Source organism: Paraburkholderia atlantica (assembly GCF_009362785.1).
In the GTDB taxonomy this organism is placed as follows: domain Bacteria; phylum Pseudomonadota; class Gammaproteobacteria; order Burkholderiales; family Burkholderiaceae; genus Paraburkholderia; species Paraburkholderia atlantica.
The window spans coordinates 40,782-64,858 of sequence record NZ_WHNQ01000026.1 but is presented as its reverse complement, the minus strand read 5'-3'; the positions used below and the strand labels follow the sequence as shown (position 1 = coordinate 64,858).

The 24,077-nt window shown below is 65.1% G+C and carries 23 protein-coding genes; 15 read left to right on the top strand and 8 right to left on the bottom strand.

Annotated features, from left to right (window positions below):
- The first annotated feature begins 289 nt into the window (after positions 1-289).
- Together GCT19_RS29415 and GCT19_RS29410 are read left to right on the top strand one after the other, a co-directional pair.
- Complete coding sequence (locus GCT19_RS29415) at positions 290-925, top strand: hypothetical protein (protein ID WP_152853887.1); 636 nt, start codon at positions 290-292, stop codon at positions 923-925.
- Positions 926-1,253: 328 nt separating this feature from the next.
- Positions 1,254-1,715, top strand: coding sequence for a Rap1a/Tai family immunity protein (locus GCT19_RS29410; protein ID WP_026229146.1), 462 nt, complete (start codon positions 1,254-1,256; stop codon positions 1,713-1,715).
- A gap of 78 nt (positions 1,716-1,793) precedes the next feature.
- On the opposite strand, the gene GCT19_RS29405 is transcribed toward GCT19_RS29410, so the two are convergent.
- Positions 1,794-2,639 (bottom strand): aldo/keto reductase, encoded by an 846-nt coding sequence (locus GCT19_RS29405; protein WP_152853886.1) that lies wholly within the window; start codon positions 2,637-2,639, stop codon positions 1,794-1,796.
- Positions 2,640-2,834: 195 nt separating this feature from the next.
- Here GCT19_RS29405 and GCT19_RS29400 point away from each other — a divergent pair, with 195 nt between their 5' ends.
- Positions 2,835-3,581 carry a GntR family transcriptional regulator gene (locus GCT19_RS29400; RefSeq protein ID WP_013090333.1) on the top strand — a complete coding sequence of 249 codons (747 nt, stop codon included), beginning with the start codon at positions 2,835-2,837 and terminating at the stop codon, positions 3,579-3,581.
- A gap of 81 nt (positions 3,582-3,662) precedes the next feature.
- On the opposite strand, the gene GCT19_RS29395 is transcribed toward GCT19_RS29400, so the two are convergent.
- Entirely contained in the window at positions 3,663-5,072 is a 1,410-nt protein-coding gene (locus tag GCT19_RS29395; protein ID WP_152853885.1) for a CoA transferase, read from the bottom strand.
- A gap of 126 nt (positions 5,073-5,198) precedes the next feature.
- Here GCT19_RS29395 and GCT19_RS29390 point away from each other — a divergent pair, with 126 nt between their 5' ends.
- Positions 5,199-6,440: a citrate/2-methylcitrate synthase gene (locus GCT19_RS29390; RefSeq protein ID WP_152853884.1), complete on the top strand. Its 1,242-nt coding sequence runs from the start codon at positions 5,199-5,201 to the stop codon at positions 6,438-6,440.
- A 45-nt stretch (positions 6,441-6,485) separates the two neighbouring features.
- Here the strand turns inward: GCT19_RS29390 and GCT19_RS29385 are convergent, their stop codons facing one another.
- A complete protein-coding gene (locus GCT19_RS29385; protein ID WP_152853883.1) occupies positions 6,486-6,791 on the bottom strand; it encodes a DUF2917 domain-containing protein in 306 nt (101 codons plus the stop codon).
- A 182-nt stretch (positions 6,792-6,973) separates the two neighbouring features.
- Between GCT19_RS29385 and GCT19_RS29380 the strand changes: the two genes are divergently transcribed.
- The 3 genes from GCT19_RS29380 (at position 6,974) to GCT19_RS29370 (ending at position 11,577) form a co-directional block, all read left to right on the top strand.
- Positions 6,974-8,392 (top strand): aminotransferase-like domain-containing protein, encoded by a 1,419-nt coding sequence (locus GCT19_RS29380; RefSeq protein ID WP_152853882.1) that lies wholly within the window; start codon positions 6,974-6,976, stop codon positions 8,390-8,392.
- Between the two features lie 129 nt (positions 8,393-8,521).
- Complete coding sequence (gene mdtD, locus GCT19_RS29375; protein ID WP_152853881.1) at positions 8,522-9,982, top strand: multidrug transporter subunit MdtD; 1,461 nt, start codon at positions 8,522-8,524, stop codon at positions 9,980-9,982.
- Between the two features lie 320 nt (positions 9,983-10,302).
- Positions 10,303-11,577 carry an EAL domain-containing protein gene (locus GCT19_RS29370; RefSeq protein WP_018437834.1) on the top strand — a complete coding sequence of 425 codons (1,275 nt, stop codon included), beginning with the start codon at positions 10,303-10,305 and terminating at the stop codon, positions 11,575-11,577.
- Here GCT19_RS29370 and GCT19_RS29365 read toward each other — a convergent pair.
- Positions 11,533-12,588 (bottom strand): sigma-70 family RNA polymerase sigma factor, encoded by a 1,056-nt coding sequence (locus tag GCT19_RS29365; RefSeq protein WP_018437833.1) that lies wholly within the window; start codon positions 12,586-12,588, stop codon positions 11,533-11,535. The genes GCT19_RS29370 and GCT19_RS29365 overlap by 45 nt on opposite strands.
- A gap of 24 nt (positions 12,589-12,612) precedes the next feature.
- Here GCT19_RS29365 and GCT19_RS29360 point away from each other — a divergent pair, with 24 nt between their 5' ends.
- From GCT19_RS29360 to GCT19_RS29350, 3 genes are all read left to right on the top strand, one after another.
- Positions 12,613-12,837 (top strand): hypothetical protein, encoded by a 225-nt coding sequence (locus GCT19_RS29360; protein WP_152853880.1) that lies wholly within the window; start codon positions 12,613-12,615, stop codon positions 12,835-12,837.
- Between the two features lie 11 nt (positions 12,838-12,848).
- Positions 12,849-13,496 (top strand): ATP-dependent Clp endopeptidase proteolytic subunit ClpP, encoded by a 648-nt coding sequence (clpP, locus tag GCT19_RS29355; protein WP_026229144.1) that lies wholly within the window; start codon positions 12,849-12,851, stop codon positions 13,494-13,496.
- A 153-nt stretch (positions 13,497-13,649) separates the two neighbouring features.
- Positions 13,650-15,197, top strand: a complete 1,548-nt coding sequence (locus GCT19_RS29350; RefSeq protein WP_152853879.1) for an NYN domain-containing protein — start codon at positions 13,650-13,652, stop codon at positions 15,195-15,197.
- Between the two features lie 121 nt (positions 15,198-15,318).
- Here GCT19_RS29350 and GCT19_RS29345 read toward each other — a convergent pair whose 3' ends face one another.
- The 3 genes from GCT19_RS29345 to xseA form a co-directional block, all read right to left on the bottom strand.
- Entirely contained in the window at positions 15,319-15,873 is a 555-nt protein-coding gene (locus GCT19_RS29345) for a glycine zipper family protein (protein ID WP_018437830.1), read from the bottom strand.
- 449 nt (positions 15,874-16,322) lie between these two features.
- On the bottom strand, positions 16,323-16,901 hold the full coding sequence (sodB, locus tag GCT19_RS29340) for a superoxide dismutase [Fe] (protein WP_013090345.1): 579 nt from the start codon (positions 16,899-16,901) through the stop codon (positions 16,323-16,325).
- Positions 16,902-17,116: 215 nt separating this feature from the next.
- Positions 17,117-18,496: an exodeoxyribonuclease VII large subunit gene (gene xseA / locus GCT19_RS29335; RefSeq protein ID WP_026229143.1), complete on the bottom strand. Its 1,380-nt coding sequence runs from the start codon at positions 18,494-18,496 to the stop codon at positions 17,117-17,119.
- Between the two features lie 557 nt (positions 18,497-19,053).
- Here xseA and lpxK point away from each other — a divergent pair.
- The 5 genes from lpxK to GCT19_RS29310 all read left to right on the top strand — a co-directional run bounded on the left by lpxK (position 19,054) and on the right by GCT19_RS29310 (position 23,147).
- Positions 19,054-20,070, top strand: a complete 1,017-nt coding sequence (lpxK, locus tag GCT19_RS29330) for a tetraacyldisaccharide 4'-kinase (RefSeq protein ID WP_018437828.1) — start codon at positions 19,054-19,056, stop codon at positions 20,068-20,070.
- Positions 20,051-20,254, top strand: a complete 204-nt coding sequence (locus tag GCT19_RS29325; protein WP_007180583.1) for a Trm112 family protein — start codon at positions 20,051-20,053, stop codon at positions 20,252-20,254. Before lpxK ends, GCT19_RS29325 begins: the two co-directional genes overlap by 20 nt.
- A gap of 203 nt (positions 20,255-20,457) precedes the next feature.
- Positions 20,458-21,252: a 3-deoxy-manno-octulosonate cytidylyltransferase gene (gene kdsB, locus GCT19_RS29320; protein ID WP_018437827.1), complete on the top strand. Its 795-nt coding sequence runs from the start codon at positions 20,458-20,460 to the stop codon at positions 21,250-21,252.
- Positions 21,253-21,462: 210 nt separating this feature from the next.
- Complete coding sequence (gene adk, locus GCT19_RS29315) at positions 21,463-22,128, top strand: adenylate kinase (RefSeq protein WP_152853877.1); 666 nt, start codon at positions 21,463-21,465, stop codon at positions 22,126-22,128.
- 260 nt (positions 22,129-22,388) lie between these two features.
- Positions 22,389-23,147, top strand: a complete 759-nt coding sequence (locus GCT19_RS29310) for a 3-hydroxyacyl-CoA dehydrogenase (protein WP_152853876.1) — start codon at positions 22,389-22,391, stop codon at positions 23,145-23,147.
- 84 nt (positions 23,148-23,231) lie between these two features.
- On the opposite strand, the gene GCT19_RS29305 is transcribed toward GCT19_RS29310, so the two are convergent.
- A complete protein-coding gene (locus tag GCT19_RS29305) occupies positions 23,232-24,074 on the bottom strand; it encodes a SirB1 family protein (RefSeq protein WP_013090351.1) in 843 nt (280 codons plus the stop codon).
- Between the last annotated feature and the right edge of the window lie 3 nt (positions 24,075-24,077).

The following is a 24,077-nucleotide window of genomic DNA, read 5'->3' as shown; positions in this document are numbered from 1 at the left end:
CGAGGCGTTTTTCCGGCGTGCGCATCGCACATCCCGAGATTGCCCGCGTCGCTTCAAGGCTCGGCGACGCGTGGCATGGATATCGCTAAATTTGCGGCCAGAGATTCGAAGCCAAACCGGGCGCGCAACACCGCGCACATCCGCACGACGAGCGTCATCACGCGATGACGCGACCTCGCGCGATCAGCACGGCGGCGACGCGCGGGCAACTTCGACACGACGGACTCGGGGTTCGACAAGACCCGCGTGCAGACAGGTCGGCCGCCGCTGTGGCAGCTGGAGACGCGCGATGAAAATCAGAAAATCAGATCGGCATTACTGCGCAATGATGCGCCGCGCAGTGGTGCTCGCGGGGGTGGCGGTGCTGGCGGGCGAGGCCGCGTACGGGGCGTCGACGGACGTGATCCCTCGCTCGATGGTGATGGCCGACGCGTCGCCGGCGCAAACCGGAGATTCAGCGCCGCTGCTGCTCGCGCAGAACGACAACACGGCGACCGCCGCCACGGCCGCCGACGATGCCGCCTCGGTATTCGCGCCGGCTGGCTGCGGCGGGCTCGGTGGTCCGGGCTGCGGCCGGCTCGGCGGCGGCAGTGGCAATGGCAACGGTAATGGCGGCGCGGCGGGTTCGAGCAATAGCGGGGCTGGCGCAAACGGTAACAGCGGCGCCGGGGCGGCGGGTTCAGGGAGCGGAAGTGGAAGCGGAAGCAGCGGCGGCAGCGGGAGCGGCAGCTGCGGTTGCGGAGGCTCAAGCGGTGGCCCGAGTGGTGGTTTCGGCGGCGCGCATGGTGGAGGCTTTGGCGGCGGCTTTGGCGGTGGTCTCGGTGGCGGGTTCGGCGGAGGCTTTGGCGGAGGCTTCGGCGGCGGTCACGGAGGCAAGGGTGGCGGCAACGGCGGCAGTGGCAACGGTGGCGGGATCGGGCACTAGGCGTCGCCCGTTGCTCCGGGTAGGGAGCCCCCGCGCCCTACCCGCCGGCGACATGTCCCGGCATACTGTCCGCTATCCGCTGGCAACGGCGGTGGCGTCCCGATCCCCCGGTCGGGCGTCACCGCCGCGGGCCGGTTGGAGCGGCCCGCCCGCCTGCGGCGCGCGCTGACGGAATGGCCCGGAGAGCGCGCGAGCCGCGCCTCACATCGTGGCGCGAACCGCACCGCGAGCGGCGGGAACACAACCTCCACTGCGTGTGAGTGTTATGGAACCAATCCGAGACGACCGCCTCATATCAAATTCATCGTTCGATATGAGGGCCCACAACATGCATAGAAGTGTCCCCCCCTCCGCGACCCGCACGGCAGCCGCCGTGCTGATGGCTACCGCCCTGGGCCTCGCATCGCTCGCCAATGCGCAAACACCCGCGCAGCCAATGGCGCAAACCTTGTCGCAAGCGGCGCCACCGGTCGACCCGAGTTTCTCCGCCTACTCGCTCGTACAGAACTGCAAACAGCGCCACGACAACGTCGCGCAAGGGCAATGCGTCGGCGCGATCCGCGGCATCATCCACGGTTATCAGTACGGCGTGCTGTTCCTCGCCCAACGCGCCGCCTTCCCCGCCAACGAAACCCAGCGCGTGTCGCTATGTCTGCGCGACGTGCCGGTGTCGTCGATCGTCGACGACTTCCTCGCCGATGCCGCCCAGGTACCGGACGACGCGCTGCAGCACACCCCCGCCGAAGTCGCCGTGCTCGGCTCCGTGCATCAGCACCACCCCTGCACCTGAGCGCCGCGTCAGCGGCGCCCACGGCGCTTCGAGCCACTCGCGCCGCCGCTCCGCAACGGACGGCGGCCGCGCCGGCATTTACAACATCTCCAGCGCACGCTTGCGGCGCGGCGGCTTGAAGTACGCGTCGAGCGCGGCGAGTTCGCCGGCTTCCAGGACCAGTTGCGACGCGCGATGGTTGTCGCGCACATGCTCGACGCGCGCCGCCTTCGGAATCGCGCACACATTGGGCTTGCCCAGCACCCACGCGAGCGCCACCTGGAACACGGAGACGCCGCGCGCGTCGGCGATGTCGTCGAGCGGCGAGCGTTTCGGCAGCCGCGCATGATCGACCGGGCTATATGCCATCGCCGGCATGCCGCGCGCGGCGAGCCATGGCAGCAGATCGAACTCCGGCCCGCGCCGCGCCACGTTGTACAGAATCTGGTTGGTCGCGCACGCGTCGCCGCCCGGCGTCGCCACGAGTTCTTCCATGTCGTCGGTATCGAAGTTGCTCACGCCCCAGTGACGGATCTTGCCCGCGCGCCGCAGCGCCTCGAAGCCGTCGATGGTGTCCGCGAGCGGCACCGAGCCACGCCAATGCAGCAGATACAGATCGAGCCGGTCCGTCTTCAGACGCTTCAGGCTTTGCTCGCACGCGGCGATCACGCCGCGTCGGCTAGCGTTGTGCGGATACACCTTGCTGACCAGAAACACCTTGTCGCGCAAACCGGCGAGAGCTTCGCCGAGCAGCGACTCGGTTGCGCCGTCGCCGTACATTTCGGCGGTGTCGATCAGCGTCATGCCGAGTTCGATGCCGCAGCGCAGCGCATCGATTTCCGCCGCGCGTCTTGCCCGCTGCTCGCCCATCTCCCACGTGCCCTGCCCCAGCGCCGGAATTCGCTCGCCGCCCGGCAAGCTCACGCTTGCGATCTCGCTCGTCATGCTGACTCCTCGAATGTGGTTCGATCCGGATGCGATGCAATTGCACGCCGTCTCACCGCGCAACGCATGCTACGAAAAACCTGGAGACGAGTTTAGCGGCTCCGCAGACTCACATCGGCGCGCCAGGCAAAAGCCCGCTATAACGGGGCGCGCCGATGTTTTAAAATTGCCGCTTGCCCATCTTGCGTGAGCCCCATGACCTCTGCCTCGGAAGACCGCTGGCGCGACCTGCGCCCGGACCCGGAAAACGACACGCCGCTCTATCTGCAACTTGCCCGCAAGCTCGGCAGCGCGATCCACGAAAACCGCTGGAACGCCGGCGAGGCGCTCCCCTCGGAGCGCGTGCTTTCGGAGGCGCTCGGCGTATCGCGCATCACATCGCGTAAGGCGATCGCGCTGCTCGTCGAGCAGGGCTTGATCCGCCGCACCCAAGGCGCTGGCAGCTTCATCACGCCGCGCTATGAAGATCCGTTGTCGCGTCTGTCTAGCTTCAGCGAAATGCTGCGGCGGCGCGGCTTTACACCGAGTTCGAAGTGGCTGTCGCGCGAAATCTCGCCGGCCAATCGCGACGAGGTGATCCAGCTGGGGCTGTCGCCGGCCGCCGCGGTCACGCGGCTGCGGCGGCTGCGGCTCGCGGACGGCATCGTGATGGCGGTAGAGAATTCGACGTTCCCCGCCGCGGTGATTCCCGATCCGCAAGCAATCGGCGACTCGCTGTACACGTACCTGGAGAACCGCGGATTGACGATCGTGCGCGCGCTGCAGCACTTTCGCGCGGTGAACGCGAGCGACGAGATCGCGCAGCAGATGAGCATCGCGCCGAACGAGGCGTTGCTGTTAATCACGCGCGTGGGCTATACGGCGGATCAGCGCGCGATCGAGTTGACGGACACGTACTGCCGCAACGATTACTACGACTTCGTGGCGGAATTGAGGAAGTAGGCTGCGACTCGGTGAATGGTCCGGCAGCCGGGCGCGCCGCGGTTCAAACTCCAAACTCCAACGCGGGCGCACGCTGCCCCGTCACGTCCAACGGGCTTCGTGCGCGCCGATGCGGGCAGGCGGCTGCGCATAAAACGCCGGTGTCTGTTCCAGTTCTTCGGCAGGCTGAACGCCTAGCACGCGCCCGAACTCCGATTGCACGCTCGCGACGCAATCGCGCACATCGTCGAGCGACACCTCGGGCGCCTGCTGCCCATCGGCCAGCAGCCCGAACGACTGCAGCCAACGCCCGGTCTGCGCAAGCGACACCTTCACATGCCAGCTGCCGCCTTCGCGAGCCCGCCGCGCGAGCGCGACCATCGCGCCGAACGCGGCCAGATAGCCGGTCGCGTGATCGAGCGCCTGACACGGCAGATGCCGCGGCTCGGCCGAACCCGCCGCCGCGCGCTCAGTCCACGCGATGCCGCTCGCCGACTGCACCAGACTATCGAAACCGCGTCGCTGCGCCCACGGCCCCGTGTACCCGTAAGCGCAAACCGACACATAGACGATGCCAGGCCGCAGCCGCGCCAGTTCGTCGGGCCCGAAGCCGCGCGCCGCGAGCGCGCCCGGACGATAGGCCTGCAGGAACACGTCGGCATCGCGCGCGAGTCCGCGCAACGTTTCGCAGCCCGCTGCGTCGCGCAGATCGACGAGCGCCGAACGTTTGCCGCGGCCGTTGTCGATCACGAGCGGCGCGATGTTCGGCAGATGCGGCCCGTTGATCGTCATCACGTCCGCGCCATGATGCGCGAGCGCGCGGCCGGCCACCGGTCCGGCGATGATCCGCGACAGATCCAGCACCCGCACGCACGCGAGCGGACGGTCGATGCCGGGTTCGGCGTCAGCGTCGGCGTGGCGCGGCGGCTCCGCCGGCGCGTCGCCGATGCGCTCGATCTCGAACAGCGGCAGGCGCGCGATCGCTTTGGCCTGCTCGAGCGCGGCCCATTCGTCGGGCGTGCGAATCAGGGCGGCGCACAGGCCCGCGTCAGCGAGCGTTTGATCGAGCGTCGCGCCCTCCCAGCCGCGAATCGCGGCCGCCACCGATTCGCGCCCATTCTCACAGCCGAGCACGTCGAGCACACCCTTCAAGTGATGCGCAAAATTCGTGTGCAGCTGAATCCAGCGGCCGTCGCCCGTTTCGTAGAAGCCGGTAACCGGATCGCGCAGCGCGGGCGGCGGCCCATCGTCGATTCGCAGATAGCGTTCGCTGCGAAAAGCCGCCAGCGCGCGACGCATCTGCACCGATACCCGTTGCCTGCGTCCGCTGCGCAGGCGCCAGTATTCGGCGGCCGCGAGGCCAGTCGCGGCGATGGTCGACGACGCGAGGCTGCCGACGTGATAGACCGACGGCAAGCCGGGGTCCGCGCCGGCAAGCGACACGGCGTGCAGCGCGACCGGATCGCAGCCGGCGAGGGTCCAGATGTGCTTGAGGGCGAGTTCGGGTGTCATGGCATCGGGCGCGTTGACCGCGCGGACAGGAAGCAGGTGCACCGAGTCTAAATTTGCGCCTTGCCGCAATCAATCTTGATTATGATAATCAACATATATTGATTTCTTCGGTTTCCGCGCGCTTTCATGTCAGCTCCGCTTTACCTGACCGCCGCCGAAGCGGCCGCAACGCTCGGCGTCAGCGTGCCGACGCTGTACGCGTACGTGAGCCGCGGCATGCTCGGCTCGTCGCCGGATGCGCAAGGCCGGCATCGACTCTACGATGCCGCCGAGGTGCGCCGCCTCGCGCGTCGCAAGGCGGACGGCAAGCGCGCGGGCAAGGTCGCGCAGAAAGTGCTCGACTGGGGCGTGCCGGTACTCGAATCGTCGATCACGCTGGTCGCGGACGGTCGGCTGCTGTATCGCGGGCACGATGCGATCGAGCTCGCACGCGGTGCGTCACTCGAAGACGTCGCGGCGCTGCTGTGGCAATGCAGCGCGCGGCGCATTGCCGATGCGCCCGCCGTGCCGCTCGCTCCCGCGCAATGGGCGGCGTGGCTCAAGCTGTGGAGTGACAGCACGCCGCTCGATCGCGCGCTCGTGCTGCTGCCGGCCGCGGCCGCGCAGATGCCGCGCGTGTGGGCGCTCGGCCGCGACGCGCAGCTCGACACCGCGTGCGCCGTGATGCGGCTGCTGGCCGCCGCGATGCTGCCGGCGGCGCCGTCGAACCAACCGCTGCATCGGCAGATCGCGACGGCCTGGCGGGTGCGCAGCCGGCAGCAAAGCGGGCTGCTGCGCGCGGCGCTGGTCGCGTGCGCGGATCACGAGCTGAATGCGTCGACGTTCACGGTCCGCTGCATCACGTCGACGGGCACGCACTTGTTCGGCGCGGTCGCGGGCGGGCTCGCGGCGCTCTCCGGGCCGCGTCACGGCGGCGAGACCGTGCGCATCGCGGCGCTGCTCGACGAGGCGTCGCGCTCGCCCGATCTGGACCGCTATCTGGCGAACCGTCTCGCGCGGCACGAGCACGGCGCTCAAGGTCCGGTGTTGTCGGGCTTCGGTCATCCGCTCTATCCGGACGGCGATCCGCGCGCGCGGCTGTTGCTGACGATGCTCGCCGACTGCGCGCCGGCCCGCTCGCCGCTCAACGAGGTGCTGCAGCTTGCGCGAGCGGTGCGCGACACGACCGGCGCCGAGCCGACGGTGGATTTCGCGCTTGCGGCGATCGAGCGCGTGCTCGGCTTGCCGACCGGCGCCGCGTTCACGCTGTTCGCGCTCGGACGGGTGGTCGGCTGGATCGCGCACGCGATGGAGCAGACGCGCGATGGCCGGTTGATCCGGCCACGAGCGCGGTATATCGGGGAGTATGAGGCGGGCGGGGCTGCTTGAGGGCTGCTTAGGGGCTACGTCTGGCCTGCTCGCCTTTGCCCCGCATCAGACCACACCTGGCCGACGCGCGAGCCAAGTCGGTATCGGCCAGCCGAATAGCAGCGCCGGCGGCTTGCGTGCCGAACCGCTCGCCAGCGCGAAACGCGCCCCCTCCCGCCCCGCGCTGATCCAAGCCACCGATCCACGCGCCAGCTCGATCGACTGCCCTGCCGCCAGCCAGTGATCTTCATGCTCGCCCTCGACGGTCAGCCAGACATTGCCGCTGATCATCTTGAAAATCGACGGACGCGCAACCCGCCAGGCCGTGACGGGCTCGCCGTGTTCCAGTTCGAAAACTCGCACTTCTCGCATCGCCATTCTCCTCGAAGAACTTTCTGTTGTACCGATTATTGGCGTGCGATGATCGGAAACCCATGCACAGTTCCGAACACTTTCATCGGAACTGTTCAGTCAAAAAACCGAACAGTTGACATGGCTCGCGCGACGCAGGTTAAAAGCTTGCGTTTCGCAGGCCGGCTACAGAAGGCAAGCGTATGAAACTCGAAATCCGGCTCGATCGGGACAACGGCGTACCGCTTACCGAGCAGATCGTCACGGGCGTGTCGGCGTGGATTCGCTCGCGCAATGCGCATCCCGGCTCGAAGCTGCCGTCGATCCGCCAGTTCGCCGCCGACTTCGGCGTAAGCCGCTTTCCGGTGATCGAGGCGTACGACCGGCTGGTGTCGCTCGGCTATGTCGACTCGCGCCACGGCTCCGGCTTCTACGTCGCCGATCGCCAACCGACGGACATGCGCTGTCAGGGCACATCGGACCCGCGCCGAGCCGATGTCGAGTCGGACCATTTGCTCGAACAATTCAACTTTCCGGGCGAGACGCTGAAGCTCAGCAGCGGATTCATTCCGGAAAGCTGGCGCGACATCGATGGCATTGCGCAGGCGATCCGCCATGTGTCGCGAACCGATCCGGCGAGCATGGTCGAGTACGCGACGCCGCTCGGCACTCCCGTGTTGCGCGAACAGTTGCGCAGCCGTATTGGCCAGTTGGGCATCCAGGCGGACGGGTCGCAGATTCTGATCACCGATGGCGCGAGCCAGGCGTTCGATCTGCTGGTGCGCTACATGCTGAAGCCTGGCGACACGATCTTTGTCGAGGACCCCGGTTACTACAACCTGTACGGCCTGTTGCGACTGCACGGCATGAAGCTGATCGGCATTCCGCGCACCGGCAGCGGTCCCGACCTCGACGTGATGCAGGCGCAATTGAAGCTGCACCGGCCCAGATTGCTGTTCATCAACACCGTGTTCCACAATCCGACCGGCACCACGGTCGCACCGCAGGTCGCGTTCCGTTTGCTGCAAATGGCGCGTGAGCATGGCTTCCAGATTATCGAGGACGATATCTACGCGGATTTTCAGACCGAGCTCACCGATCGCCTCGCGACACTCGACCAACTCGAACAGGTGATCTACATCGGCGGGTTATCGAAGACGCTGTCGTCGTCGCTGCGGATCGGCTGCGTGGTTGCGAGTCACGCGATCATCAAGGATCTGGCTAACATCAAGATGCTGACGAGCATCGGCTGCTCGCGATTTGCCGAAGCGGTTACGGTGTCGATGCTGGAGCGCGGCGCATATCGCAAATATCTTGAGCGACTGCGCCGCCAGATGCGCGGCGCGCTCGGCTCGACCGTCCAGACACTCGAAGATGCCGGCTGGGAGATTTTCGAGGAACCCGCGGGCGGCAAGTTCGTGTGGGCGCGCGTGCCCCATGTCGCGGACGCCGAGCGGCTCGTTGAATGCGGTGTGCCGCTCGGTGTGACGGTGCTGCCCGGACAACACTTCAGGCCGAACCGGGAGGCGAGCCCGTGGATCAGGATTCATGTGGCGTTTGGCAACGAGCCACGGGCGCAGGCGTTTTTTCAGGCGGCGGCCCAGTTGCCGGCTGATGTGTGAACACCGCGCAGAACGCGGCCTGGATGCAGCCCCGACACCTGCGCAAGGCTGCGCCGCTCGCTGCGCCGGAACCCGCTTTTCCCTAGAATGGCGAGTCCCAGCCCGACCGAGCGCGCCCAGCCGCTTCATATGTCCACGACGCCGACTCCGCCCGCCCTCGCTCCCGACGTCCCCTCGGGCCCTTCGCCCCGCGCGCTGACGGTGATGCTGTGGCTGGTCGCCACCGGCTTCTTCATGCAGACGCTCGATTCGACGATCGTCAACACCGCACTTCCCGCGATGGCGACAAGCCTCGGCGAGCTGCCGCTGCGCATGCAATCGGTGGTGATCGCCTACTCGCTGACGATGGCGGTGATGATCCCCGTGTCCGGCTGGCTCGCCGACAAACTCGGCACGCGGCGCGTGTTCTTCAGTGCGATCCTCGTGTTCGCAGTGGGCTCGTTGCTGTGCGCGAACGCGCACACGCTGAACCAACTGGTGCTGTTCCGCATTCTGCAAGGCGTGGGCGGCGCGATGCTGCTGCCGGTTGGACGGCTCGCGGTGCTGCGTACCTTTCCGGCGGAGCGTTATCTGCCGGCGTTGTCGTTCGTGGCGATCCCGGGTCTGATCGGACCATTGATCGGACCGACGCTCGGCGGCTGGCTCGTCAAGATCCCGACGTGGCACTGGATCTTTCTGATCAACGTGCCGGTGGGCATCGTGGGCTGCATTGCGACGTTTATCTTCATGCCGGATAGCCGCAACGAACACACGGGCAAATTCGACCTCGGCGGCTACCTGCTGCTGGTGGTGGGCATGGTGGCAATTTCGTTCGCGCTCGATGGCCGCACCGAGTTCGGCATTCAACATGCGACGGTGCTGGTGCTGCTGATTCTGAGCTTGGCGTGCTTCGTTGCCTATGGTCTGCACGCAGTGCGCGAGCCCGCGCCGATCTTTCCGCTCGATCTGTTCAAGATCCACACGTTTAGCGTCGGGCTGCTCGGCAATCTGTTCGCGCGGATCGGCAGCGGCTCGATGCCCTACCTGATTCCTCTGCTGTTGCAGGTGAGCCTCGGCTATAGCGCATTCGAAGCCGGGCTGATGATGCTGCCCGTGGCGGCCGCGGGCATGGCAACGAAGCGTCTCGTGACGACGCTGATTCTGAGGTACAGCTACCGGCGCGTGCTGATGGCGAACACGATTCTGGTCGGCCTGATGATGGCGAGTTTCGCGCTCACGAGCACGAATCAGCCGCTGTGGCTGCGGCTCGTGCAACTGGCGATCTTCGGCGGCGTGAACTCGATGCAGTTCACCGCGATGAACACGTTGACGCTGAAGGACCTGGGTACCGGCGGAGCGAGCAGCGGCAATAGCCTGTTTTCGCTCGTGCAGATGCTTTCTATGAGTCTCGGCGTGACGGTGGCCGGTGCACTGCTGACGACCTTTACCGGCATCATGCAACGCGTGACCGCTGCCAATTCGCTGCCGGCGTTTCATGCGACGTTCCTGTGTGTCGGCATCATCACCGCATGCTCGTCATGGATCTTTGCGCAGTTGTCGCCGGAGATCCGCACGCCGGCGAAAAAGACCGATCCTTCAGAGCGGACCTGAAAGCCGCGCGAGGCAGCACGACGCATCCTCGCGCACTCGCAACCGGATTTCCGGGCATCCCTCCGCGGAGCCCGCACGCAGCCTCCTCGAACAGCGTCAGCGACCCGCAACAGGGCGCGTCCCGCACCAGCGAAGTGCGTGTCATCGCCTTCGTCCCGGAGCGGGCGCACAATATTTTCCTCGGAGCATTGCTGGTGGGCGCTCAAGCTTTGTTGATGCACGCGCATAGTTCTTGCTCGACTATCCTGTAAACTCTTAGTCTGCGCCTGCGAACTCCTGCCGAGCCCTGCAAGCGCCGCCATTTCCACACGACCGACACGATGAGCATGATCGAACTCGATCCTCCCGGCTTCCAGCCACCACGCCCGATGGCCGGCGACGAAGGCTCCCGCCGAACCGTTCTGTATGGCGGCTACACCGTTTTCAGCGTGTTTCAACCGGTCTTCTCGGTATCGCACCGGCGCGCGATCGGCTATCACGCGTCGCTGCGCGTGCACGACGAGCATGAGCGGCAAGTGCCCTCGCACGAAGTCTTTACGCAGGCCGCGCGACGCGGCGACCTGCTGGAACTGGGACGGCTGGCCGAATCGCTGCACCTCGGCAACTTCAATGCGTTCGACAGCCACGACGAATGGCTTTTCCTGAGCCTGCATCCGGCCGCACTGATGGACACCAGCTACGGCGACGCGCTGCTTGCCAGCCTGAAGACGCTCGGCCTGCCGCCGCAACGCGTGGTGCTCGAAGTATCCGAACAGGCCGGCGGTGAAACCACGCGCTTTGCCGAAATCGTCGATTCGCTGCGCAAGTCCGGTTTTCTGATCGCGCTCGACGGCTTTGGCGCCAAGCATTCGAACATCGACCGCGTGTGGAATCTGCGGCCGGACATCGTGACGCTCGACCGCTGCATCCTCGCGCAAGCGAGTGAACACTCGCACATCGAGCGCGTGTTGCCGGGCCTCGTCTCTCTGTTGCACGAGTCCGGGCAACTGGTGCTGATGGGCGGTCTGAGCACCGAGCGCGACGCGCTGATCGCGCTCGAATGCAATGTGGACTTCGTCCAGGGCGCATTTTTCGCAGGCCCGAGCGTCGAACCCGTCAAGCCGCAAGTTGCCGCTGGCTTGATGGATTCGCTGTCCGCTTCGCTGCGCGAACGCGTTGCCGCTCGAGAGAAAGCGCAATCCGCGCGGCTCGCGCCGTATGTCACCGCGCTCGAGGCCGCCGCAGTTCAGTTGATTGCCGGGGAATCGATCACGCAGGCGACTGCTCCTCTGCTCGCGCTTGGGGAAACGGCGCGCTGCTTTGTCCTGGACGGATCGGGCCGGCAGATCGGCGACAACGTGCTGCCGCCGGGCCGCACATCGCAACGCGCAAAGCGCTTTAGCCCGCTGCTGCATTCCGAAGGCGCGAGTTGGGAGCGTCGCCCGTACTTCATTCAGGCGATGCGTCAACCGGGGCGGGTTCATCTAACGCCGCCGTATCTGTCGATCAACGAAGCGCACCTGTGCGTCACGGCCTCGATTGCCGCGCATAACTCGCATGGTACGCAGGTGCTATGCGTCGACATCAACTGGGAAGTCGCGGCTCACCGCAACTGACACCCCGGGATGGCCCTTGATGCGGGCAAGCAGTTCCTTGACCGCGTCACGGCCCAGCATCTGGTTGGCCGCCCGCAAATGCGCGGCGCTGGTCAGGATGCGCAGCGAGATGATTTTCGCCGAAAGGTCCGTTGTGCCATCCGTCACCACGTCGATCAATCCGACGATGTCGCCGTCGCAGAACAGCGCGATACACACCGCACCCGCCATCGACACCACCTCGGTATAGCTCGCCTGTTGCGCGAGCGATGTAATCACAGCCATCCACTTTGGACCGGAGCCCGGTTCGCGGGCACGCTGCGCTTTGGCTCCAGGCGTTGGCCCTTGCCCTCGAAGAGCCACGTTGGCCGTGGGGAATGGAGTGGGCGTCGCGTACAAAGGTGCGTCGCTGATCAGTTGCGGCGCGTCGCTGAAAAGCTGCAGCAAGCCCGCCCGGTCTTGCGCTTCGAGCGCCGCGCGCAATCGCTCGACGATTCGCCCATGCACCGCTGGATCGGGCCGCTCCAACGGGGCGCCAGCACGTTTCAGACGCTCCTTGGCGCGATGAACCATTTGCCGGCAGGCGGCCGGTGTGCGCTCGAGAATCGACGCGATTTCGGCATAACCGCACTCGAACGCTTCATGCAGGACGAACGCCGCGCGTTCGTCTGGCTTCAGATGTTCGAGCAGCAGCATCACGCCATATGACATATCCGCCGCGCGCAATGCCAACTCCTCGGCCGATGGTGCGACCTCGTCGAGCCACGGCTCCGGCAACCAGCCGCTAGCCTGCGACGCGCGCTCGCGCTGCGCGTGCCGCAGACGGTCGATCGCCGTGCGCGTGGTGAGCGTGGTGAGCCACGCGACCGGCGTTTGCACCGCCCGCGTATCGGCCAGATGCCATTTGAGCCAGACGTCCTGCATCACGTCTTCGGCCTCCGCACGACTGCCAAGCATCCGATACGCGAGCGCCAGCAGACGGGCGCGCGCGGCCTCGAAACTGGATGCCTTGTCGATTCCCTGTTCCGTCATGCGTAGACCTCCCGATGGTGCGTGGTGAAAAAGCGGCTGCATACCAGTGGCATGGCTCAGGCGCGCGTCATGTTCGCCATTCCTGAGCTTGACGCATGGGCAACGGGTGATGTGACAGTTCAGCGCAAAAAATTTTCTGTCACAGCGCCGGCCGCTGCTTCGTCAAATGAGCAACAAGCGGCGCATGTCACCCGGCCTCTGGTTCGCGGCCGCCTGCGCATCCCCGAATGCCCGTGCCATCCATCCTGATCGAGGAATCCATGCCTTCCAGTTACCCGTCTGTCTCCGCCTTGGGCCTTGTGCCCACCGTGATCGAACAATCCGGCCGGGGCGAGCGCGCCTACGACATCTACTCTCGCCTGCTGCGCGAGCGCATCGTGTTTCTTGTCGGGCCCGTGAACGAGCAGTCAGCCAGTCTGATCGTCGCACAATTGCTGTTTCTCGAATCGGAGAACCCCGACAAGGATATTTCTTTTTACATCAACTCGCCCGGCGGCTCGGTGTATGACGGCCTCGCGATTTACGACACCATGCAGTTCATCAAGCCGGAGGTCTCTACCTTGTGCACGGGCTTTGCCGCGAGCATGGGCACCTTTCTGCTCACCGCGGGTCAACGCGGCAAACGGTATGCGCTACCCAATGCGCGCATCATGATTCACCAGCCGTCCGGCGGCGGTCAGGGCACCGCGGCGGACATCGAAATCCAGGCGAAGGAGGTGCTGTATGTGCGAGCACGTCTCAATGCGATGATGGCCGAGCGCACCGGACGCAGCATCGAAGATATCGCGCGCGATACCGACCGCGACAACTTCATGTCGGCGCTCGAAGCGAGGGAATACGGATTGATCGATGACGTGCTGGAAGCTCGCGCGACGTGGAACAGCGCAGGTCGTCGCGACAGCCTGTAACGGAACGCTCGCTGGGCCGCCGGATAGACCGCCTTGCCGCCAATTCCCATCCACCTATCGGTGCGAGCGCACGACAAAAGCTGCTCACCTTCGCTGGAATCGCTATCATGTCGCGATTCGTCGACTTCGACGACCGCTTCAATGGAGATACACATGGCGTCATCCAACGAAAACGTCAGCATGGCGCTGTTCTGCGACTTCGAGAATGTCGCGCTTGGCGTGCGCGACGCGAAGTACGACAAGTTCGACATCAAGCTTGTACTCGAGCGCCTGCTGCTGAAGGGCAGCATCGTCGTCAAGAAAGCGTATTGCGACTGGGATCGCTACAAGAGTTTCAAAGGGGCCATGCACGAGGCCAATTTCGAGCTAATCGAAATTCCGCACGTGCGCCAATCGGGCAAGAATTCAGCCGACATCCGGCTGGTCGTCGATGCGCTCGATCTCTGTTATACGAAATCGCACGTCAATACGTTCGTCATCATCAGTGGTGATTCGGATTTTTCGCCGCTCGTGTCGAAGCTGCGCGAGAACGCCAAACAGGTCATCGGCGTCGGTGTGCAGCAGTCCACCTCGGATTTGCTGATCGCCAATTGCGATGAGTTCTTCTTTTACGACGATCTCGTACGCGAAAGTCAGCGCGCAGTCGCGAGGCGCGAATCGTCGCGCCAGCAGCAGAGCGCGCAGCAGGCAGCCAAACGTGCGGCAGATGAAGAGAAGGCCCCACCCAAAGAGGACCTGGAGAAGCGTCGCAGCAAGGCCGTCGAAATTGCGGTTCAGACGTTCGACGCACTCGCTTCCGAACGCGGCGACAGCGGCAAGATCTGGGCGTCCGTGCTGAAGAACGCGATCAAACGGCGCAAACCGGATTTCAACGAGACGTATTACGGGTTTCGCGCTTTCGGCAATCTGCTGGAAGAAGCGCAGGCACGCGGGCTGCTCGAATTCGGCCGCGATGAAAAATCAGGCGCGTACGTTTATCGAAGCACGGCTGTGAACGTCGGGAGTGAAGCGGCCGGTGAAACTATCGGCGAAACCGCGGCGGAGTCTGCCGAAACGGGGTCGGCTGAAGCAGTGCCGGCTGAACAGGCGGCCGAACATTCGTATCAAGCGCAGGCGGCACAAGCGGCCGCGTCCGAGTCGGGGGGCAAGCACAAGTCGCGTCGTAAGGACCGCAGCAACCGCAAGGCGGGGCGGGGTCAGGAGACCGCGCACGGCAAGCGCGGTCACCATGAAACGGCTGATGAAGAACCTGCGGCTGCCGCTCCGGCTGTCGGCGAACCGGCGGAGTCCGCCGAACAGGTCCAGCGGCAGGAACCGCGTGAACACGCGCCGCTCCCACATGAGTTCGTCATTGAACCGATAGCTGAAGAGACCGAAGCTCGTGCTGTAACAGCGGCAGCGGATACAGCCGCTGAACAAGTCGTCCTCGGTCAAGAAACCGACCAAACCGCCGATAGCGGCCACTCCGCGCAGCGCCAAAGCGCCAAAAAGCGCGCATCGCGCAAAACGGCCGCGAAGAAAGTGAAGAAAAGCACGCCGCGCTCGATCGAGGAAGTCCCTGAGATCGCGGCGCCGGCCGAGGCCCCTGCTCCGGCAGTCAATGTGGAAGCAGGGCCTGAGGCCGCCACGAAGGTCCCCCGCAAAACGGCGTCTCGCAGCCGTCGTCCGCGCAAAACGGCGTCGACGGACAGCACGGAGTAAGCAGCGGCATGGATTCGACAATCGTCGCCGCAAGCTACCGCTCAACCGTGCTACGCATTTGAAACGCAGTACCGGCCGACGATGCAAGACAAGCAAGCAGGCCGGCCCCCCCTATCACCGCTCAGTAAGCCGGATAAGGCGCATACATAACGGGCGGAGGCGGAGCGTAGTAATACGGACGGGGCGCGACATACACCGGCTGCGTCGAATAGTAAGGCTGCGGCTGAACTATCGTCTCGCCCTTCGAGGTCATGCACTGGGCGTAGGCGGTGTCATAGCGTGCCTGCATGCCGGCCGCCGAGTACTGGGCGCCATTCGCCCCGTTCGCGCCGCCGATCAGCAGGCCGCTGCCCGCCCCGATCGCCGCGCCAGCGCCGGCGTTGCCCGCCGCGGCGCCGAGCAGCGCGCCGACGGCCGCGCCGCCGAGCGTGCCGAGCGCCGCGCTGTTCACGCTGTTCGTGCTGGCCGCCTGCGCAGCGCCGGACGGATTCGTCGTTTGATTCGCGTAGTCGCGGCACGCGTAGTCGTTTTGCTGGAACTGGCCGAGCGGCTCGCCACTGCGCGGCATCGCGGCTATGCTCGGGCCGCTCGGTGGCGCCACTGCGCAGCCGCCTAACGCGAGCGCGATGACGGCCGCGGGAATCGCCAGGCTGATCGTTTTATTGCTGGAAATCATGGTGGTGCACTTCGGAGGATTGGAATTCAAACGTTAGGCTAATCGCGAAATTCCGTGGTTACGGCTTAGTTACAGAAAGTTTTTGCACGGCCGGCTGGTCTCGACCCGGCAGTCGCCTCAAACGATCCCCGTCGTCTAAGCCGATCGACCGCGCGGAGGACGCCTCAATGAACCGGCTCATTCTCGCCGTCGCAGCGGCTTGCGTAGCCTGCGCCGCGCCGGGCGCCGCAGTTCGGCGAAGTCGACGGGCGTTGGCCGAGGTCCACTTCGCACCCCGCGAAACCGCAGTTACCAACTGTGACAAACTTTTTTCAGATGCGATCCCTGCACTTCCAATCGCCTCGGGAAAAGAAAAAGCCCTCGCGATGGAGGGCTTTCGTCCCTAGCTCTCATCTTCAATCGCGATCGCAAGGATCACGACATCAGACGACGAGCTGCAACTGGCAATCTCAAGCGAAGTTCTTCGCTGCGAAGTCCCAGTTGACGATGTTCCAGTACGCCTCGACGAACTTCGGACGCGCATTGCGATAGTCGATGTAGTAAGCGTGCTCCCAAACGTCGATGGTCAGCAGTGCCTTGGCGTCGGTGGTGAGAGGCGTGGCGGCGTTGCTCGTCGACACGAGGTCGAGCGAACCATCAGCCTTCTTCACGAGCCATGCCCAGCCCGAGCCGAACGTGCCGACCGCGGTCTTCGCAAACTCTTCCTTGAACTTGTCGAACGAACCCCACTTCGCGTTGATCGCGTCAGCGAGCGCGCCGGTAGGTGCGCCGCCACCTTGCGGCGACAGGCTGTTCCAGAAGAACGTGTGATTCCACACTTGAGCCGAATTGTTGAAGATACCGCCCGACGACTTCTTGACGATCTCTTCCAGCGACAGGTTCTCGAACTCCGTGCCCTTGATCAGATTGTTCAGGTTGGTCACATAGGTCTGGTGATGCTTGCCATAGTGAAACTCGAGCGTCTCTTCCGACATGTGCGGAGCGAGCGCGTTTTTCGCAAACGGCAACGGCGGGAGCGTATGTTCCATGGTGCTTTCCTTCTCTATATCTGTTGTGGGGAGTCTGCGGATGACGCTATCGAGCACTCGATTGTAGGCGAGTTGGAATAACCCCGCAAACGACCGGCCTTTATGTCCGGCATGTCGAACACGCCGTGCGCAAGGCCCTTCGGAAGGGCGCGCATGGCGCGTGCCCGGGTCGTCGGTAGACAGGACATAGGCGCCACGCGCCCACCGGCAAAACGTCAGAAGCCGTCGGTCAGACGCGCCTGCACGTCGGCGAGCGCGACGTCGGCCGAGCCTTCGGCGAGATGCATCGTCAAACGACGGCCGGGTTTCAGCGACGACGGCGTGCGAATCGCCCGACCGCTTTGCGTATCGAGCACGGCCGCATAACCGCGCTCGAGCGTGCGCTGTGGACTCAGCACTTCGAGTCGCGCGCCGAGCATGCCGATACGCGCGACCTGACGTTCGTGCTGGCGCGACAGTGCTGCATTCAGGCGCTGCGCCAGCGTGTCGACGCGCGTGCGCTCGGCCGCGAGATCCGGACGCCAGCGTTGCCAGCGCATCTGCAGCAGCGAGAATCGCGCACGAGCGTCGCGTACCGGCCGCGCGCCCGCCGACGCGAGCCGCACGCGCAATTGCTGCAAATGCGTGCGCTGCCGCGCGAGCCGCTCGGCCGGCGAAACGAGCCGCCGCGCCAGCCAGTCGAGTTGCTGCGCGCGCCGCTCCATCATGCGGCCGAACGCGCGCGCGAGCGTCGCGTGCCGATGATCGAGTTCGCGCAGCAGCATGACGCGCTGCGGACTCACGAGTTCGGCGGCACCGGTCGGCGTCGGCGCACGTACGTCGGCGGCGAAATCGGCAATCGTGAAATCGGTCTCGTGACCGACGCCGCTCACCACGGGTATCACGCTTTCGGCGATCGCGCGCGCGAGCACTTCTTCGTTGAACGCCCACAGATCTTCGATCGAGCCCCCGCCGCGACACACGATCAGCACGTCGACCTCGCGGCGCGCGCCAGCCGTCTCGACCATCGCCGCGAGCCTCGCGCTGACACCCGCGCCCTGCACCGGCGCTGGATAAACGATCACCGGAATATGCGGCGCGCGGCGCGACAGCGTCGTCAGCACGTCGCGCAATGCGGCCGCCTGCAACGACGTGACGATACCGATCGCGCGCGGATGGGTCGGCAGCGCGCGCTTGCGTTCAGCGGCGAACAACCCTTCGGCTTCGAGTTGCGCCTTCAACCGCAGAAACGCTTCGTACAGACGACCCTGACCAGTGCGGCGCACCGCTTCGACATTCAGTTGCAATTCGCCGCGCGGTTCGTACATCGTCACGAGCGCGCGCACTTCGATGCGATCGCCTTCGCGCGGCATGAATTCGGCGTACTGCGCGCGACCGCGGAACATCACGCAGCGCATCTGCGCCTGTGCGTCCTTGATCGAAAAATACCAGTGACCACTTGCGGCGCGCGTGAAGTTCGACACTTCGCCCGCGACCCAGACGAGTGGAAACGAGCGTTCGAGCATCGTGCCGATCGCGCGATTGAGCGCGGACACGGGAACGACGACCTCACCGCCTGGTGTGGCCGCCGAAGCAAAAGGATTTTCGGGGTTCATGCGAGGGATAAATAGCGCTGGCCGGACAGACGATAGACCGAGCGACGAGCGGCGTCCAGCCGGAATCGCAGGATTGTTAAAAGTGTCCACATGGCGGGAACCGCCTGACGAATTCCGCCAGAACGCCCGCCAACGCCAATAGATTCCTGGCAGACCCTTGATTTATATGGTGTTTGCATCTCAATAGAGAGCGAGCACTTCGATCCAAAGCGCACGGAATGGCCCTCCCGGACGATCGGATGGCAGGTTCTCCACAAAGTTATCCACAGACTGTGGGCGACCGCACATAGCGAGGACCGGCGTCCATCAAGTCCCACGCGACTTGCCGGCCGGGATGCCCGCGCGCTAGAGTGGCGGGTTCGATGGCATGCCGATCGCGCAGCGCGCCGGGGAGCTTGTCGGCCCGAGGCCGCCTGAGGCTAATAAGCACGAGCCCTTTCGCCGCGCCGTTTGCACCTCATTTTTCGACCGTATTCGCATTCGATTGTCCGGAGAACCGCGTTGATGTTGACCCCGCGTAGTGCGCACGGCATGCAGTCCTGGCCCGCAACCCGCCCATGAGCGAACTCAGCGACCGTCTCGCAGCGCGCCTCGCGCGCGAATGGCAGCAACGCGGCCCGCTCGCCTGGGCGCTGACGCCGCTCGCCTGCGTATTTGGCACGGTCGCGGCCGCGCGCCGCGCCGCGTTTTCGCAAGGCTGGCTGAAGTCGGTGCGCGTCGGCGTGCCGGTGGTGGTGGTCGGCAACGTGACGGTTGGCGGCACCGGCAAGACGCCGACGGTCATCGCGCTCGTCGAAGCGTTGCGCGCCGCGGGCTTCACACCTGGCATCGTGTCGCGCGGCTACGGCGCGCGCGTGAGCACGCCGACCCAGGTCACACCCGGTTCATCGGCGCGCGTCGGGGGAGACGAACCGTTGTTGATTGCGCGCCGCACCGGCGCACCCGTATGGGTCTGTCCGGATCGCGTCGCCGCCGCGCAGGCGCTGTGCGCCGCGCATCGCGACGTCGACGTGATCGTCAGCGACGACGGCTTGCAGCACTATCGCCTCGCACGCGACGTCGAACTCGTCGTGTTCGATCACCGGCTCGGCGGCAACGGCTTCCTGCTGCCGGCCGGGCCGCTGCGCGAGCCGTTGTCGCGCCGCCGCGACGCGACGCTGATCAATGATCCGTACGCGCGCACGCTGCCCGCGTGGCCGAACACATTCGCACTGCAGCTCGCGCCCGCCGACGCTTGGCATCTCGACAATCCCGCGCTGCGCCGCCCGCTCGCGCAGTTCGCCGGTCAACGCGTGCTGGCCGCGGCCGGCATCGGCGCGCCGGAACGCTTTTTCGCGACAGTGCGCGCGGCCGGCATTGCGCCCACGACGCGCGCCCTGCCCGACCACTACGCGTTCGAGCGTAATCCGTTCACCGACGTCGACGCCGACGCGATCCTGATTACCGAAAAGGATGCGGTAAAATTGGGGGCCTGGCACGACGCGCGCATCTGGGTAGTCCCGGTCGAAGCCGCGCTTGATCACCGCCTCACTGCATTAGTTGTGGAGAAAGTCCGTGGACGCTCGCCTGCTTGAAATCCTCGTTTGCCCGATCTGCAAGGGCCCGCTCAGCTACGACCGCGCCGCGCAGGAACTGATCTGCAACGCGGACAAGCTCGCCTATCCGATCCGCGACGGCATTCCCGTAATGCTCGTCGACGAAGCACGGCAGACCGTCGAAGGCACGCCGGTCGATCTGAACCCCGGCTCGGTTGCCTGACCCGGCGCGGCGCTGCACCGAGGCGCCGCGTCGCCTCGCTCGCCCGCGGGTCGAGGAGCAAAGCCCGTCAACGCCAAGGCCGCCCCGCATGTGCGCCACAATCGATCCGTAGCCGTTTCCGCCGCTCCGGCTTATGTCCGACTCCGCGTGCGTGTCGCGCGCAGCCTCTTCCTCCGGCCTGATCGCCGCCCGTTCTTGATCCGATGATCCACACCACCCCTCATCCGTTTATCGCCGTCGTGCCGGCCCGTCTGGCGTCGACCCGTCTGCCCAACAAGCCGCTCGCGGACCTCGGCGGCAAGCCGATGGTCGTGCGCGTCGCGGAGCGCGCGCGCGAATCGGGCGCGCAGCAGGTGCTGGTCGCGTCGGACGCGCAGGAAGTGCTCGACGCGGCGCACGACCACGGCTTCGACGCGGTCCTCACGCGCGCCGACCATCCGTCGGGCACCGACCGTCTCGCGGAAGTGGCGACGCGCTTCGGCTGGAGCGATGACAAGATCATCGTCAACGTGCAGGGCGACGAGCCGCTGATCGACCCGGCGCTGGTGCGCGGCGTCGCCGCACATCTGGCAACGACGAGCGACTGCGCGATTGCGACGGCCGCCCATCCGATCACCGATCCCGCCGAAATTTTCAATCCGAACGTCGTCAAGGTCGTGCCTGATGCGCGCGGCGTCGCGCTGTATTTCTCGCGTGCGCCGATCCCTTGGGCGCGCGACGCATGGCAGCCGCACTGGCCCAACGTCGCGTCGATGCCGACGCCGCCCGCCCCCGCCGTCGTGTACCGGCACATCGGCCTGTACGCGTATCGCGCGAAATTCCTGCGCACGTACCCGAGTCTCGCGATCTCGCCGATCGAGCAGGTCGAAGCGCTCGAACAGCTGCGCGCGATGTGGCATGGCGAGCGCATCGCTGTCCTCGTCACGCATGACGTGCCGTTGCCGGGCGTCGATACCCCCGCCGATCTCGCGCGCGTACGGGCTTTATTCGGGTCTTGAGCGCGGGAAGCCGTGGCATAATCGAACGGTTATGCGCGCCTCCCAGCGCAGGCGACATCCGGGTTATCCCCGTCGCGCCGTGCGGATCTTGCAGCGCCGTCATTTCGACGTGCAGCGCGAGCTAGCCAACGGTAGCCGATGCGGAGCCTGCGAGAATCGCCGGGAAGCCTGCTGCGTAAACAAAGAATTCACATAGATCTGGAGATATCCATGCGTTTGATCCTGTTGGGTGCACCGGGTGCTGGCAAAGGCACTCAGGCCAACTTCATCAAGGAAAAGTTCGGCATCCCTCAAATTTCGACCGGCGACATGCTGCGCGCGGCCGTCAAGGCCGGTACGCCGCTCGGCCTCGAAGCAAAGCGCTTCATGGACGCCGGCGAGCTGGTCACGGATGAGCTGATCATCAACCTCGTGAAGGAACGTCTGCAGCAGCCGGACTGCACGAACGGCTACCTGTTCGACGGCTTCCCGCGCACGATTCCGCAAGCTGAGGCAATGAAGCAGGCCGGTGTCGCGATCGACTACGTGCTCGAAATCGACGTGCCTTTCGACGAGATCATCGTGCGCATGAGCGGCCGCCGCTCGCACCCTGCGTCGGGCCGCACGTACCACGTGACGTTCAATCCGCCCAAAGTCGAGGGTATCGACGACGTGACTGGCGAGCCGCTGATCCAGCGCGACGACGACAAGGAAGAAACGGTCAAGAAGCGTCTCGAAGTGTACGAATCGCAAACCAAGCCGCTGATCGAGTACTACAACAGCTGGGCGAAGAACGGCGATGCGTCGAGCTCGGTGAAAGCGCCCCAATATCGCCGCATTTCGGGCCTCGGCAGCGTCGATGAAATTCGCGCCCGTGCGTTCGAGGCACTGAAGTAAGCTGGATTGATCGAAACATTTCCGCTGTTTGCGTTCGACCAAAACCCGCCCACATTGGGCGGGTTTTTTTATTGGTTCGGTGCCCCAACCGCAACGGCAAGCGCTGGGTGTGGAACGTCCAGCAGAGCCAGTTAGTCTTCCATAGCACTCGCATGCCGCTGCCCGCTTCGCTTTCCGCAGCGCAGCACAGCCGCTACAATCGATCGTCGAAAAATGCTTCGATCCAGACTGCACCGAACAACCGTAGCGAAGGAGAAGACATGGAAATTCGTGACAACGTGTTCCTGATCACCGGCGGTGCATCAGGGCTCGGCGCTGCCACCGCGCGCCTGCTGGTGGAGCACGGCGGCAGGGTCGTGCTCGCCGACCTGAATCTGGACGCGGGCGAGGCGCTCGCCAAGGAACTCGGCGGCGTATTCGTCAAATGCGACGTGAGCCGGGAAGAGGACGCGCAACAGGCAGTCGACACCGCGACGAAGCTCGGCACGCTGCGCGGACTCGTCAACTGCGCGGGCGTCGCGCCGGCCGCGAAGACCGTCGGCAAGGATGGCCCCCATCCGCTCGATCTGTTCACGCGCACGATCTCGATCAACCTGATCGGCACGTTCAACATGATCCGGCTCGCCGCGACGCAGATGTCGAAGAACGAGCCGAACGCCAACGGCGAGCGCGGCGTGATCATCAACACCGCATCGGTCGCCGCGTTCGACGGCCAGATCGGCCAGGCCGCCTACTCCGCGTCGAAAGGCGGCGTGGTCGGCATGACGCTGCCGATCGCGCGCGACCTGTCCCGCAACGCGATCCGCGTGATGACGATCGCCCCCGGCATCTTCGAAACGCCGATGCTGCTCGGCATGCCGCAGGAAGTGCAGGACGCGCTCGGCGCGATGGTGCCGTTCCCGCCGCGCTTAGGCAAACCGGCTGAATACGCGATGCTCGCCAAGCAGATCTTCGACAATCCGATGCTGAACGGCGAGGTGATCCGGCTAGACGGCGCGATCCGCATGCAGCCGAAGTGAGGAGCGCCTCGCGATAAAAAAACGCCTGTACATGTACGACATGTGCAGGCGTTTGCGTCTCATGCGGCGTGAAAACGCGCGTCGCTATTCGCCACCATCATGCCGGGTGCGCTGCCGCAATTCATGCAGTTGCGACTCGACTACGGTGGCGTCTTCCGCATCGGGTCGATCCCCGAGGTAACTTTCGAGGTCTTCGAGCGCGGGCCGCAGATAATCGAGCCGCGCATACGCGAAACCGCGATCACGCACTTCCTCGATATTGTCCGGCAGCAGAATGACGAGCCGCTGTTGCACCGCGAGCAGACGTTGCCAACGCTCGGTTTGCAGATAGATCGCCTTCAGGTTGCGCAGCATCCGCGCGACGATCTCGCGACGCGTGGCCGGCTGTAGCAGCATGCGCAGCGCGCGGCCGACCGAATCTCCAGCCGACGCGACGTATGGTTCGAGCATCTCGACCATCTGCGCTTCGGACAGCGAATGACCGGTGGTCGGATCGAGCATCACGTCGCCGTCGGGCGTCGTCACGCGCAGCAGGAAGTGGCCCGGAAACGACACCCCGCGCACCGGAACGCCGAATTGCTCAGCCATCTCCAGATAGAGCACCGCGAGTGAAATCGGAATGCCGCGGCGACGTTTGAGTACGACGTTCAGATGACTGTTGTCGGGGTCGTAGTAATCGTTCAGATTGCTCGCGAAACCGAGTTCACGGAAAAAGAACCGATTGAGGACGCCAACCTTCTGACGGATGTCGGCATCGTCCGGCATGCGGCGGCGCAGCCGCAGCACCAGCTCATCGATCTCGGCGAGCACCGACTGCAGATCGAGATCGGGGTAGGCGTCCTGCGCGAGCGAGAGCGCCGTCTCGGTCAGCGGCAGGCTCTCGTCTTCGGCGACGAGCGTACTGAAATAATCGAGAACCCGCGACATGGT

Coding starts and splice junctions, on each gene's coding strand:
- GCT19_RS29310 (WP_152853876.1), top strand. CDS start 22,389: ATGGAAATTCGTGACAACGTGTTCCTGATCACCGGCGGTGCATCAGGG.
- clpP (WP_026229144.1), top strand. CDS start 12,849: ATGCCTTCCAGTTACCCGTCTGTCTCCGCCTTGGGCCTTGTGCCCACC.
- sodB (WP_013090345.1), bottom strand. CDS start 16,901: ATGGAACATACGCTCCCGCCGTTGCCGTTTGCGAAAAACGCGCTCGCT.
- GCT19_RS29365 (WP_018437833.1), bottom strand. CDS start 12,588: ATGACGGAACAGGGAATCGACAAGGCATCCAGTTTCGAGGCCGCGCGC.
- GCT19_RS29305 (WP_013090351.1), bottom strand. CDS start 24,074: ATGTCGCGGGTTCTCGATTATTTCAGTACGCTCGTCGCCGAAGACGAG.
- GCT19_RS29410 (WP_026229146.1), top strand. CDS start 1,254: ATGCATAGAAGTGTCCCCCCCTCCGCGACCCGCACGGCAGCCGCCGTG.
- GCT19_RS29380 (WP_152853882.1), top strand. CDS start 6,974: ATGAAACTCGAAATCCGGCTCGATCGGGACAACGGCGTACCGCTTACC.
- GCT19_RS29385 (WP_152853883.1), bottom strand. CDS start 6,791: ATGCGAGAAGTGCGAGTTTTCGAACTGGAACACGGCGAGCCCGTCACG.
- GCT19_RS29415 (WP_152853887.1), top strand. CDS start 290: ATGAAAATCAGAAAATCAGATCGGCATTACTGCGCAATGATGCGCCGC.
- GCT19_RS29370 (WP_018437834.1), top strand. CDS start 10,303: ATGAGCATGATCGAACTCGATCCTCCCGGCTTCCAGCCACCACGCCCG.
- xseA (WP_026229143.1), bottom strand. CDS start 18,496: ATGAACCCCGAAAATCCTTTTGCTTCGGCGGCCACACCAGGCGGTGAG.
- GCT19_RS29390 (WP_152853884.1), top strand. CDS start 5,199: ATGTCAGCTCCGCTTTACCTGACCGCCGCCGAAGCGGCCGCAACGCTC.
- kdsB (WP_018437827.1), top strand. CDS start 20,458: ATGATCCACACCACCCCTCATCCGTTTATCGCCGTCGTGCCGGCCCGT.
- GCT19_RS29405 (WP_152853886.1), bottom strand. CDS start 2,639: ATGACGAGCGAGATCGCAAGCGTGAGCTTGCCGGGCGGCGAGCGAATT.
- adk (WP_152853877.1), top strand. CDS start 21,463: ATGCGTTTGATCCTGTTGGGTGCACCGGGTGCTGGCAAAGGCACTCAG.
- GCT19_RS29350 (WP_152853879.1), top strand. CDS start 13,650: ATGGCGTCATCCAACGAAAACGTCAGCATGGCGCTGTTCTGCGACTTC.
- GCT19_RS29400 (WP_013090333.1), top strand. CDS start 2,835: ATGACCTCTGCCTCGGAAGACCGCTGGCGCGACCTGCGCCCGGACCCG.
- GCT19_RS29345 (WP_018437830.1), bottom strand. CDS start 15,873: ATGATTTCCAGCAATAAAACGATCAGCCTGGCGATTCCCGCGGCCGTC.
- mdtD (WP_152853881.1), top strand. CDS start 8,522: ATGTCCACGACGCCGACTCCGCCCGCCCTCGCTCCCGACGTCCCCTCG.
- lpxK (WP_018437828.1), top strand. CDS start 19,054: ATGAGCGAACTCAGCGACCGTCTCGCAGCGCGCCTCGCGCGCGAATGG.
- GCT19_RS29395 (WP_152853885.1), bottom strand. CDS start 5,072: ATGACACCCGAACTCGCCCTCAAGCACATCTGGACCCTCGCCGGCTGC.